The sequence below is a fragment of the Bacillus sp. FSL W8-1127 genome (assembly GCF_038006725.1).
Classification (GTDB): Bacteria; Bacillota; Bacilli; order Bacillales; family DSM-4216; genus Bacillus_O; species Bacillus_O smithii.
Genome location: NZ_JBBOVU010000001.1, coordinates 3,451,584 through 3,464,402, shown reverse-complemented (window position 1 = coordinate 3,464,402; position 12,819 = coordinate 3,451,584). Strand labels below are relative to the sequence as shown.

Below are 12,819 nucleotides of genomic sequence, written 5' to 3'. Positions count from 1 at the left end.
AGAGGATACCATGGCCATTCAATTTAGTGTACTTGCCAGCGGAAGCACTGGAAATGCCATTTACGTAGAAACAGATAAGCATTCGTTTTTAGTCGATGCAGGTTTAAGCGGAAAGCAAATGGAAGGATTATTTTCGAAAATAGGCCGCAATATTCGCGATTTGACCGGTATTTTGGTCACGCATGAACACAGCGACCATATTAAAGGCTTGGGAGTGCTGGCCCGCAAATACCAGCTTCCGATTTATGCGAATGAAAAAACATGGAGAGCGATGGAAGGGCTGGTCGGAGAAATCCCTACTGACCAAAAATTTGTGTTTGAAATGGAATCGGTTCAGACATTCGGAGACTGCGACATTGAGTCTTTTGGGGTATCCCACGACGCAGCGGAGCCGATGTTTTATATTTTCCATCATGAAGGAAAAAAACTAGCTTTAATTACCGATACCGGATATGTAAGCGACCGCATGAAAGGAACGATCCGGAATGCCGATGTGTTTGTTTTTGAAAGCAATCATGATGTGGAAATGCTGCGGATGGGGAAATATCCTTGGAACATTAAACGGAGAATTTTGAGCGATGTGGGACACGTATCCAACGAAGACGCCGCTTTGGCTATGAGTGAAGTCATCGGCGATCGGACAAAACAAATCTATCTGGCTCACCTCAGTCAAGACAATAACATGAAAGAACTGGCAAGAATGAGCGTTTCTCAAACACTGGAACAGCGCGGGATCGTTGTTGGAGAGCAAGTGAGGCTGATGGATACCGATCCTAAAATCCCGACGACTTTGACGGCAGTATAAAGCAACACTTTTCATAGCGTCAGTTGTATAAGATTCTATTTCACTTCCTTGTTTTGTACATTTTTCTTTATAACCGATGATAGGGTTCTGTCGGCAAAGAACTTTTTCATTGAAACGGTGCTTCGAGAAGCAAGCTTATTGCCTAGTGTGAACGGCTTCTTTATAGATTCCTGGTCAAAAAATAGATCTGGATCAGCTTATGAGCATATCATAAGCCGCAAAGATTCCGTTGCCTTTTTCGACAGCTAGAGCCTAATACATAACGACCCGTCATATTTTTGGAATGGGAAAGGCAAATCGCTTTGTGAATATTCCGATATTGTTTAAAATAAAAGCGGATGTGTGTTTTCATCCTTTTTTCACTATGAAGGGTTATTCTTATAGGAAAAAAGGAAGAATAAACTAACAGGTGAAAGCGATAAGAGAAAGGATGATAGGCAATGGGCTTTTACGATGAGGACCCGGCTCAAAAAAAGACAGGCCGAGGAAAAGGAGGCTATTTTTTAGCCAGCCTAGCTGGGCTTATTGTGGTAGCGCTCTTGGTCCTTATAGCGCTGCCGAGATTAACGGATCAATCTATTTTGAACAGTGGCACGGGTACAGACAATACCGCAACGAACCAACCTGTCCGTCATGAAAAAGTATCGGTGAATGTGACAACGGATGTGACGAAAGCGGTCAGCAAGGCAAAGGATGCCGTTGTTGGAATTAGCAACATTCAATCAACCAGCTTTTGGGACACAGGGGAAACGAAATCAGAAGAAGCTGGATCTGGTTCAGGTGTGATTTATAAAAAAGTGGGAAACCGTGCTTTTATCGTCACCAACTATCACGTCATTGAAGGGGCTGAAAAATTGGAAGTCACCCTGGCAGACGGCACAAAAGTTCCAGCCAAAGTCCGCGGTGGGGATATATGGACGGATTTGGCCGTTCTTGAAATTGACGGTTCGCACGTGAAGAAAGTGGCGGAATTTGGCGATTCCAGTGCTTTAAAACAAGGAGAACCGGTTATCGCTATCGGAAACCCGCTTGGACTGGAATTTTCCGGTTCTGTTACCGAAGGAATTGTGTCTGGGCTTGAACGAACCGTTCCGGTCGATATCGATCAAGACGGCGTAGAAGATTGGCAAGCAGAAGTTATTCAAACGGATGCAGCCATCAACCCGGGAAACAGCGGCGGCGCTTTGATCAATCTAGCTGGTCAAGTGGTGGGAATCAATTCGATGAAAATTTCCCAAGAAGCAGTGGAAGGCATCGGATTTTCCATTCCAATCAATTACGCTGAGCCAATTATAAACTCCCTTGAAAAGTACGGGAAAATACAACGTCCGGCAATGGGTGTAACCTTAAGGAATGTAAACGAAATTTCCGCCTACCATCAACAAGAAACATTGAAATTGCCGAGCAATGTGAAAGATGGCGTCATGATCGAACAAGTCTTGCCTAATTCACCGGCAGATAAAGCTGGATTAAAGGAATTAGATGTCATTGTTCAGCTGGATGATCAAAAGATCCATGACATTCTCGGACTACGCAAATACCTGTATAACAATAAGAAAACGGGAGACACCATCACAGTCAAATTTTATCGGGAAGGAAAACTGAAAACGACAACTGTAAAATTAACAAGTGAGAATTCCTTCTAAATTCTGAAGCAAAGGGGCGGAATCCATTTCCGCTCTTTTTTACTGATAATGGACTTTCCGGCACTTCATGAGTTTTGATCGGGTTATTAGAAGGGGGATACTATTGTTTCGCACAGCTTTTATTCGATAGGACGCTCATTCTTTTTTTCGTTTGTTGAAGTGAAAGGCCTGTCGAAAAAGGTTTTTGGACACGCCGGCAATGGTTTAAACTATGGACAAAAAGCATTTTTAGAGGAGGGGATTCAAATGATTTATTGTTGTGAAGAACATGTGGAATTGGCATTAGAAATTGCCATTGACGAGCATGGAACGGCTCCGAACATGGAGAAACTGCCGGAGGAGCAACAATTGTCAACAACCTGTGAATATTGTCAAAACCGGGCGATATATGTTGTGGCAAACTAATATTCCCCTACAATATGTGGATAAAAAATGTGGATATGTGGATAAGTGCTGTGAATAACTTGTTTGTAAAGTGAGGAGAAAGTGTGAATATCTCAATTGTCACGGTCGGTAAATTAAAGGAAAAGTATTTAAAACAAGGAATCGAAGAATATTTAAAACGGCTGTCCGCTTATGCAAAAGTGGAAATCATCGAAGTAGCGGACGAGAAAGCTCCGGAAACATTAAGTGAATCGGAAATGGAGCAAGTCAAACAAAAAGAAGGCGAACGCATCTTGGCAAAACTTCATCCGGACACTCATGTCATCGCTCTTGCCATCGAGGGGAAAATGTACACATCGGAACAATTTTCTGCCCACATCGATCAGCTCACTACATACGGTAAAAGCAAAATCGCTTTTATCATCGGAGGCTCTCTTGGATTAAGCAGCCAAGTGCTAAAAAGAGCCGACGAAACCCTCTCCTTTTCTAAAATGACCTTCCCTCATCAGCTCATGCGCCTCATTTTACTCGAACAAGTGTATCGAGCGTTTCGGATTATGAGAGGGGAACCGTACCATAAATAGTGGTAAATCCAAAGTATATAGGTAACTGTAAATAAGGAGAAATGGAAAAGGTTATTGGATAGGGTTATATTTATTTGGGAACTTCGGAGCAATAAAAGTTCTCTGCTTATTCAACTAAAGCTCCTTGTTACTTCAATAATTATTCATATATAAATAGTATTCGGAATTCGTCGTGATAATGGTTGCTTATTCAATATCGGTCAAGAAATCTATTACTAAGAATGAAAATTAGAAAGATCATTAATAAAAATCTTAAGAACATCCATTTCTTGCAAACAGGAAAATTTTAAAAGCGTGAATTGAAAAAATGCCAAAGAAATAATGATTCTTTGGCGTTTCAGAGTGTAGACAAAAGGCATCCGAATGTGCGCTTTCGGATGCCTTTTGACATTTTTATACTTTAAAGGTTGGGATTAGACCCCTCTAAGGGGTCTATTTTATGCCATTATTGGACTTTTCCATGCCCAGCAGGCCATCTTTTTCAAATTCATTGCAGCAAAAGTTAGCATCGCCTGCATGGACAATTTTTTTAGACCTCTTAAGGTTGTCCAACGCATACCATGCTTTTCCTTTGCATCAGCAAAAACACGTTCAATGGTTTCTTTCCGTCTTGCATAAATGCTCTTATTCTCTTGTGTATGCCGAAGATGATCAGCTTCCTCTAATGTTTTTTTATGCCGTTTGCATTCAGAATAATCAATTTATTGATATTTGGACTGGTTGACCAGTTTCGATTCTTGAGTTTTCAATGTGTTTGGTCATTCCAATTAAATTGAATCTTTTCATTTTCATTTTTTTGAGGGCTATAGTTATCAAATTTTACAAGTTTACCTGTCATACTAGATTGAGATTTTCCATAATGGCTAATTTCCTTGGCTAAATGTCAGGCCCTTTTTTATGTAAGGGTCTTTGATTTAAAGGAAATTTCGTTTTTTCTGCCCGTCGCTTTAAGAGAGATTTCATGATTTTTATCATGAAAAATGATTTTTGGTTACCCTTTTCTTTAAGTCAGCAAATAAAAAAGTTCAAATTAAATTCACAAATGAATGTGAAATATTTCACAAAGTAATGGTATATTAACATTGTGGAATTGATTGTGAAATATTTCACAATAATATTCAGACTAAGTTTATTTTAAAAGGCAAGAATAAAACGGAATTACTAATTAGGAGTTGAACGATCATGAGTGTATGGGAGCAATTATACAATCCATTGAACAACATTTGGTTGTCAGCTGCTATAGCAGCCATTCCAATCATCCTTTTTATTGTTATGTTAGTCTTTATTAAGTTAAAAGGATATGTCGCAGGTGGCTTAAGTGTTCTGGCAGCAGGAGCTGTGGCTCTTTTCGTCTATAAAATGCCGGCTGCTATGGTTGCCGCATCTGCTGTATATGGTGTTCTTGCCGGGATATGGCCGGTGGCATCCATTGTATTAGCTGCCATCTTTTTATATAAAATAACAGTGAAAACGGGACAATTTACGATTATCAAAAATAGTATTTCATCTGTAACGGAAGATCAGCGAATTCAAGTGTTGCTTGTAGCTTTTTCATTTGGAGCCTTTTTGGAAGGAGCTGCAGGGTTTGGAGCGCCCGTAGCCATCACTGCTGCGATTCTTGTTGGTCTTGGATTTCGTCCTTTGTATGCCGCAGGACTTTGCTTGATAGCCAATATTGCAGGCGGGGCTTACGGTGCAATGGGAATACCGGTAACCATCCCTGCACTGCTTACCGGTTTAAATGGCCTTTCTGTTGCAAGATACACTGCTTTGGTTCTGCCTTTGGTGAGCTTTATGATTGCCTTTTTGCTTATCTTCATTGTGGATGGCTTTAAAGGAATACGCCAAACTTTCCCTGCTATACTGGTAAGCGGTGGCTCATTCAGTCTTACTCAGGCTTTCGTATTGTATTTCTTGGGAGCTGAACTGGCAGATATTTTTTCTGCGATTGTTAGTTTACTTGCACTCATTCTTTTGTTAAGAGTATGGAAACCAAAAGAAATCTATCAGGTGAAACGCTCTGAAAACAACTCGGAAACAGCAACAGAAGAGACGGAAGCAACAGAAGCAATGGAAGCAAAGGAAGTATATCCTATTAATAAAATTATATTTGCCTGGCTGCCATTCATATTATTAACTGTATTCGTAACGTTGTTTAATCTATCTTTCATAAAAAAATTGTTTGAAGCGGGCGGTCCGTTGAATAAACTTGTTCTTCTTTTTCCGATTCCTGGGCTAAATAACCTAGTGATTCGGCATGCGCCGGTGGTGCCTGAAAAGAGCCCGTATCCTGCTGTTTTTAAACTTGATTTATTCTCATCAACAACGACAGCTATTGTATTAGCGATCATTTTTACTTTGCTGATACTACACTGCGATTGGAAGTTGATAAAAGAAACGGCTGTCGAAACAGGAAAGGAACTCATTTCACCTATATTAACCATTTGCAGCGTACTGGCATTCGCCTATATTTGTATGTATTCAGGCATGTCATCGACGCTTGGTCTTGCTTTTGCTTCTAGCGGAAAGATTTTCCCGCTATTTTCACCCATTCTTGGTTGGCTAGGGGTATTTTTAACCGGTTCAGTCGTGAATAGTGGATCCTTATTTGCTCCTCTCCAATCTGTAACGGCAACACAAATCGGAATTCCGCCAGAAACAATGGTAGCTGTTAACGTCATGGGGGGAACAATGGCGAAAATGATTTCTCCGCAGTCTATCGCGGTGGCTGCTGCAGCAGTAGGACTGGTAGGACAAGACAACGAATTGTTCAAGTTTACAATAAAGTACAGTTTAGTTTTACTGATTTTAATTGGTTTCATTAGCTGGTTTATTTTCTAATCTTTCACATTTGAAAAGAGCAACATCATCATGATGAAAGAAAAAATAAATTAGGTTGGCAAGGAATAGTGATATAAAAAAGAATGTTTAGGTGGTATTTTGGTACAGCCTCACATTGATCCAATTAAGATATATGCGATTATATGAATAATATTTGAGGAAAATTTATTCGAGAAATTTATATACGTTGCAGAAAACCGTATCATAAGCGAATGAGATGATTAGAAATGTTCGCTAGCGGAATGGTTAATAGAGCTGGATGATTCTCGTATCATCCAGCTCTTTTGTGCGCCTGGCATGGGTGCAGTCTATAGGGTGAAAGTCCTGAGCCACGAAGGCAGTAGTAGTGATTAGCTTAACGCAAGGGTGTCCGTGGTGACACGGAATCCGAAGGAAGCGAGCGGCAAACTTAGGGTCTCTCGGAACACGAACTTCATAGAAGGCTAGGTAACATTGGATGAGTCTGCAAAACAAGATAAAGTCCATACTGCCTTACCCAGGGAGGTCTGACGGACACGCCAACTGAGTTGGTAACCCATCTAGCGATGGATGGCTGAACCGTCAGAAGTCAGCAGACGTCATAGTACAAATAAGGTCGCTCCTTTGAGAGCTTCTGGTCAGCATCGGTTCCATCTGCTTCCGGCAACATCCAATCTGTTGTCAATAATGAACGGTTATTCTTTTGCTTCGAATATCCCATCTTATCCGTTTTTGCCGTTACGTTTCAAATCCTTCTACATTCTAAAAAGGTTTCATTAATGCAATGACATTTTCTTCGTCATCCACAAGGACTATTATTCAGCATTCTATCAAATCTCCTTTAAAGTATTAGACTTATTTTTCATCAAAACCGTAATCTTTCGTCATAAGTTCACAACATTTTGTTAGTAATATGTATTTGAATAACAAATGAAAATTCGGTAGCGAAGTGAGTAAACAGTCGTTTTTTTCGTTCGTTGGCAAATTTAATCAATACAGAAAAAGAGTGGTCTATAGGCAGTAAAGGTGTTTGAGAATTGAAAGAGCATATTGAGAAAAATGTGCATCTTTTTTAAGGAACTAGACAAACCTTATTCGAAAAGCAGAAAGAACCAGATTTTTATGAAAAATATGGTAGTACCATTACCCTATATGATTTACGTCATTTTTATCATACTTTTGCAATTACCCAATGGAGTTAGCTGGAAATTGATCCTCCGCATTCATCAATAAAAAGAAGAAAAGAGAAGGCAAGTACCCCTCTAAAAAGTTCCACTGTACATTTAACAGCAGCGCTAATATAATAGAATCTTGCGTAACAATGAGATAAACCTTTCAACAACGACTCTTTCTTCCTGCTGAAAAGTATACCTGATTCGTCATTCATGGACGGATTTACCGAAAAGGGAGTTCCAATAAATAATATCAACAAAAAATAGCAAAAGTTTTTCATTCATATCTCATGCTTATAAAAAGATAATGGGTATCGTTCGATTCAATTTAAGTGAAACCTATCTCATTCAAAGGTGCAAACTTAAGAAAAGTAGGTGACCTCTTTGTTTTACTACAACCAGTTGAAAATACTCAATCAAAAGAAGGGGGATTATGGGGACATGATCGTAATAGATGGAGTGGTAGGTGTTGGAAAGAGTACATTGATGGAAATTCTGGAGAAAAACGGGTACATAGCTTTTAAAGAGCCTGTCACTAATAATCCCATTTTGGATAAATTTTATTATGACAGAGAAAGATATAGCTTTCCCTTGCAAATTTATTTTTTAAATGAAAGGTTTAAACAAATTAAAAAAGCTTCTCAATATCCAAATTCGGTTTTAGACCGAAGTATATATGGCGACGTCATTTTTGCCAAAATGTTGCGCGACAATGGTGAAATGAGCGAGGTTGAATTTCAAATATACTTAGATTTATTCGGAAATATGATGGAGCATTTAAAAGCGCCTAAACTCTTGGTATACTTAGAAATTTCAACGGATGAAGCCATAAAGAGGATTAAAAAAAGAGGGAGAGAGTATGAACAAGTAGTAGAAAGAGAATATTGGGAAAGACTCAATCAAAATTATCGTGAGTATTTTGAGCAATATTCGTTTTCTCCTGTTTTAAAAATCAATGTGGATCAAATCGATTTTGAAAATAATCTTGAAGATAGAGAATATGTATTGAATTTAATTGAGAAATCACTACATACTGAATGATTGAAGATATGGATAAAAATCGCCGGAACATTATTGCATCTTATATTGTATATTTAAATACGTTTTGAGCCATGGATGTGCTCCTTCTCATTATTGTAAAAGGATCATTTTACAAAGAGGACGCAGCATACGGCTCTTTATTTATTACGTAATTATAAGGACAATGATGAATAAAATGAGGGAATTGCAAGCGGTTCTTATAGGGGAAGAAATATTATTTGCTTCCCTTTGTTTTTTATGTTATTTGCCTCGGGAGATGTTGCGGTGAGCCGTACCATAAATATATTAGCTTCTTGATAGAGTCTCGGATCCGCATCGATTCATAGTTAATATTTGTTGAGTCAGAAAAATGTACAATCTTGTTTTTGTTCAATGCTGATTTATAGATGCAACGGGGGTTGCGGTGCTTTGCAACTACGGCTATCTTTACTTTTTAAATCTAATGTATTATTAAGTAAGGATTAGGAGAATTTATTTCTATCGTTGGATCTTTTGGTTGTGGCAAGTCCGCTTTTGCTCAATTTAATAGAATGATTATTTTGAAAAAAGTAAGCATCAAGGTTCTTTTTATAGTTTTCGATTTACATCATCATCTTATGACTAGGCTTTAGTAAGAGGGTGATCATATGAACATTATTCAACTGTTTAATTGCTTTTATAGAGAAGATGTGGTTACGGATCTGATGGCAAATTTAATCAATATAGAAAAGAAGTTTGCGAACTGGTTTGTGGAACATGTATGTCATGTTTCTGGTTCATATAAGATGGTGAACGCACATACGCGTGTGGGATTAGGAAAGGGCATTGGAACTCCGGATTTAATTATTGAATTGAAAAATGATTCAGCAGCTGAAAAGATTTTGGTTATTGAAAATAAACTAGGTGCTTTAGAAGGCTATGAGCAAACAAATCGGTATGCATCCGACCAGGGAAAGGAAAAGCTTTTTAAAGCTCTTAAGATTTCCCCAGTTCCTATTGAGTTTTTCTTTCTTACTTTAGATCCTTTTACGCTGCCAAAGAATACGCAATTTCATAAAAGAGATTATCAACATTTTGTTGACATGAAATGGGATACACTGATCCAAGATCCGACAGCTGTTCTAGTCATGAAAGATTTTTCTTCTTACTTAAAATCGTTTTATGCCCCTATTTTAAATGTAGACTTAAAAGATCATATTGAAAAAGCGACGACTGGCTTAGATTCTTTGCAAAGAAAACTTTTATGGATACAAGTTTTTCAACAAAGTCAAAGTCAGCTTCCTGAATCGTTAAAAATGCATTTCGGAGAAGTAGAAGGATATGGAAGGAATTCTGCTGTGTTTTTATTTCAAAAAGAAGAATGGAAGCAAAATGAATTTAACGGAAAAGAGCTCCAAGCAAACTCAATCAATATTCATTTCGAAGTTACGGTTGATTTAGTAGGAAGTTCGCCCGGTAAAGTATCTAGCTTTTCGGTCCATTATGAACCCAATCCATACAAATCGAAAAAAACATATGAAGGGATTCCCGGTTATGAAAAATACACCATGCTCCGGTCAAAACGTACAAAAGCTTTTCATCAATCCGTGTTGAATTCGAATTTTTCGAATGAAGTATCATTGCGAAATGGCAGTAATTCGATTTTATTTGTTCCGTTAAATGACCATACTACGTTTGAAGGATTAATAGAAGAATTGCTGCAAAAAATGAAAAATATTGAACCATATATAGATCGTATGTTGCAAATAAAATGAAATAAGCAGAAACACTTTTTTTTTCTGCTTGTTTTTATGCAAGTAGAACACGTTGAGATGGGTTGATACACCTGCTGATTAAATTTGCGGTGTATAGTGGTATAAAAGAAAAATCATGTTATCGGTAGATATTATCATCATCTAATCCCTTTTTAGTTTGTCATTTTACAAATTTCGAGTTTGAATGAAGTTTTCTAGTTCCTGTTTTAAACGATCCATATTTTCCTTCAGGTGGATTTCATCTTGCAGATTATAATGGCTGATGATCTTTCTTACGTCGGAATTCAATAAAAATAAAGGTCCATGGTGTTCTCGCAAGTTATGGAACCATAATTGTTGTTTCAGTATTTCTATATTCTGATTCGTTCTTCTTTGTTTTTTTTTGAAGGTATTGAAGTTATACATAACCAAACGACGATATCGAAGAATGCAGCAATCAAAAGAAAGCCCCCTTTTTTATTTTTCGCTTCAAAAGAAGAATTGGAAAAAAGCATATAAAAAGAAAGCACCGCACTCTTGTGATTGAAAAAATTGGACATATCCGTAAAAATTCAGTACGTGACATGGCCTTATCTTAGTGCTAAAATTCATACGAAGGATGCTAGCCAATCTCTGTACAGGATGATTTAATATAATGATATTGAAAGATTTAGCCTTGTTTTCATCTCTATGTAACGAGGCTTTTTCCTTTTTTGAAGTTTTTGGAGTGCATGTTTGCAAAAAGTTTTAAGCGACGGTGTCAAAAGCGTAAAGGATTCCATAAAACTCCATGAGTAGGAGAATATTTTGTTCTTCACAATAAACATTGTTGGGAAATGGAGTTTCTTTATGGAATTTTTATAATGAGTTTTGAATTTTAGATTTTGAATTTATGACAACAAGGAGTTTGGCTTATGTACTGGTCAGATCGAAAAGAAAACGCCATTTATTTTTTGCTGGCCCTGATCTTGTTATCTGTTGCTTGCTATAATATCTTTTTCAATTTAGGTAAATTTCCTATTTATAGTTGGGATGAAGCAAGACACGGAGTAAATGCTTATGAGATGTTAAGACAAGGAAATTTTATCGTCAATACTTATCGTTATAAGATGGATTATTGGAATTTAAAACCGCCTCTTAGTTATTGGGCCATCATGCTTGGCTATAAAACGGCGGGATTCAATGCTTTAGGATTACGATTAATCTCAAGCATTTGTGCTATGTTGACGATTATCATCGTAGGCATTTTTGTGAAAAAGAATTTCGGAAATGCAGCTTCCTTATTATCGATGCTAACATTGTCGACAAGCACTCAATTTTTAATCAATCATAGTGCACGAACCGGTGACGCAGATTCTCTTTATGTCTTTTTATTTACAGTGGCTATTCTGTCTTTGTTGCTTAGCGAGAAAAAGGATTATTGGCTGTATGTATCGGGACTGGCCTTTGCTTTGGCTTTTTTAACAAAAAGTTGGCATGCAGGGAATATAGCCGTCATTATGGGATTGTACCTCTTTATTACTGGAAAATACAAAAAATTATCCTTTAAAAAATGGATGATGTTATGTTTGTGCATGATCGTGCCCATTTTGATTTGGGCGGTTATACGATATCAATATGACGGCTTTGCTTTTTTCCAAAATATGATTTCGTATGACTTGCTGCATAGATCAACGGTTCCCATTGAAGGTCATGTAGGCGATGAATCTTACTATGGAGTCATATTATCCCATTTTTACTTTTTGTGGTTCGCTGTTTTATTGGGAATGATTTTAGTCTATCATTTTCATCAAAATCTTTCGATTAATCTATCCAAGCATGAAAAACGATCTTATATAATAGGGCTCTGTTTATGGGTGATTGTTCCTTTCATCCTGTATACATTAGCTAAAACGAAGATAAGATGGTATATTTTGCCTGTTTATCCTCCGCTAGCCATCATGATAGGGATTTTGGCCAGCAGAATTTTGTTGAAAGGTAAATGGCTGGTCAAAATAGTTCTTTTATCGACCATTCTTTTTGTTGCTCATTATTATGAAGGGGAAATTCTAATGTATGTTAACAACCCCATACCGAATGATCAATTAAGTTTGATTGAAAAAACGAAGTCATTGGATGGAGTAAGGGGATACAGCTTATTTAAATACCATCCAAAAAGACATAAGGTGGTATGGGCTCAAAGTGCGGTTCTAACGGCTGAATTAGTGAATGATTTGAAAGTGCAAGGCGGAGATTTTCATGCCTTCTTAAAAAATGATAGAGCCTTGCTTTTAGTGAAAAAAAGGTCTTATACAAAACAATTGGCCGCTTCGAATCATTTAAACATCGTCGCCTCCAATCACTGGGGCTACATTCTTAGTAAAGAGAAGATTCGGATGAAACATCAATTGAATTGAATCAGAGAATGACACATGTGGGATTGGACACCATTTATCGAAGGAGCAGGCAAGAATTTATGGATTCATTCTTGCCTGCTCTTGTTCAATTCAAAAGTGATTGGTGACAAATATTTTCTATTCTTTAGGTCTTTAAAATGCCGAAATGCCCCATATATTGTTCGCATGTCCTTTTTCAATACTTATATCTGCACTCTCTAATCCCCAAATCTTCCATTTCAAACGTTGTGAAAAAAACAAAGTTCCATTATTTCCTCTA

Annotated in this window: 8 protein-coding genes and 1 pseudogene; 8 read left to right on the top strand and 1 reads right to left on the bottom strand. The window is 37.6% G+C overall.

Annotation, left to right across the window (positions count from 1 at the left end; translation table 11 throughout):
* Nucleotides 1–10: 10 nt before the first annotated feature.
* From NST12_RS16180 to rlmH, 4 genes are all read left to right on the top strand, one after another.
* Nucleotides 11–805, top strand: coding sequence for an MBL fold metallo-hydrolase (locus NST12_RS16180; protein WP_003353456.1), 795 nt, complete (start codon nucleotides 11–13; stop codon nucleotides 803–805).
* 440 nt (nucleotides 806–1,245) lie between these two features.
* Nucleotides 1,246–2,451: a S1C family serine protease gene (locus NST12_RS16175; RefSeq protein ID WP_341102073.1), complete on the top strand. Its 1,206-nt coding sequence runs from the start codon at nucleotides 1,246–1,248 to the stop codon at nucleotides 2,449–2,451.
* A gap of 246 nt (nucleotides 2,452–2,697) precedes the next feature.
* Entirely contained in the window at nucleotides 2,698–2,856 is a 159-nt protein-coding gene (locus NST12_RS16170; protein WP_003353458.1) for a CxxH/CxxC protein, read from the top strand.
* Nucleotides 2,857–2,939: 83 nt separating this feature from the next.
* Nucleotides 2,940–3,419 carry a 23S rRNA (pseudouridine(1915)-N(3))-methyltransferase RlmH gene (gene rlmH, locus NST12_RS16165; protein ID WP_048624319.1) on the top strand — a complete coding sequence of 160 codons (480 nt, stop codon included), beginning with the start codon at nucleotides 2,940–2,942 and terminating at the stop codon, nucleotides 3,417–3,419.
* Between the two features lie 437 nt (nucleotides 3,420–3,856).
* Here the strand turns inward: rlmH and NST12_RS16160 are convergent.
* Nucleotides 3,857–4,111, bottom strand: a pseudogene (locus NST12_RS16160) (transposase); the annotation flags it as partial.
* A gap of 490 nt (nucleotides 4,112–4,601) precedes the next feature.
* Between NST12_RS16160 and NST12_RS16155 the strand changes: the two are divergent.
* The 4 genes from NST12_RS16155 (at nucleotide 4,602) to NST12_RS16140 (ending at nucleotide 12,560) form a co-directional block, all read left to right on the top strand.
* Nucleotides 4,602–6,260 (top strand): lactate permease LctP family transporter, encoded by a 1,659-nt coding sequence (locus NST12_RS16155; protein ID WP_341102068.1) that lies wholly within the window; start codon nucleotides 4,602–4,604, stop codon nucleotides 6,258–6,260.
* Nucleotides 6,261–7,852: 1,592 nt separating this feature from the next.
* Nucleotides 7,853–8,452: a deoxynucleoside kinase gene (locus tag NST12_RS16150; protein ID WP_048624316.1), complete on the top strand. Its 600-nt coding sequence runs from the start codon at nucleotides 7,853–7,855 to the stop codon at nucleotides 8,450–8,452.
* A gap of 626 nt (nucleotides 8,453–9,078) precedes the next feature.
* Complete coding sequence (locus tag NST12_RS16145) at nucleotides 9,079–10,185, top strand: hypothetical protein (protein WP_341102064.1); 1,107 nt, start codon at nucleotides 9,079–9,081, stop codon at nucleotides 10,183–10,185.
* 893 nt (nucleotides 10,186–11,078) lie between these two features.
* The gene (locus NST12_RS16140; RefSeq protein WP_341102062.1) at nucleotides 11,079–12,560 is read left to right on the top strand and encodes an ArnT family glycosyltransferase; all 1,482 of its coding nucleotides are present in this window, start codon (nucleotides 11,079–11,081) and stop codon (nucleotides 12,558–12,560) included.
* Nucleotides 12,561–12,819: the final 259 nt, after the last annotated feature.

Coding starts and splice junctions, on each gene's coding strand:
- NST12_RS16180 (WP_003353456.1), top strand. CDS start 11: ATGGCCATTCAATTTAGTGTACTTGCCAGCGGAAGCACTGGAAATGCC.
- NST12_RS16175 (WP_341102073.1), top strand. CDS start 1,246: ATGGGCTTTTACGATGAGGACCCGGCTCAAAAAAAGACAGGCCGAGGA.
- NST12_RS16170 (WP_003353458.1), top strand. CDS start 2,698: ATGATTTATTGTTGTGAAGAACATGTGGAATTGGCATTAGAAATTGCC.
- NST12_RS16155 (WP_341102068.1), top strand. CDS start 4,602: ATGAGTGTATGGGAGCAATTATACAATCCATTGAACAACATTTGGTTG.
- NST12_RS16150 (WP_048624316.1), top strand. CDS start 7,853: ATGATCGTAATAGATGGAGTGGTAGGTGTTGGAAAGAGTACATTGATG.
- NST12_RS16145 (WP_341102064.1), top strand. CDS start 9,079: ATGAACATTATTCAACTGTTTAATTGCTTTTATAGAGAAGATGTGGTT.
- NST12_RS16140 (WP_341102062.1), top strand. CDS start 11,079: ATGTACTGGTCAGATCGAAAAGAAAACGCCATTTATTTTTTGCTGGCC.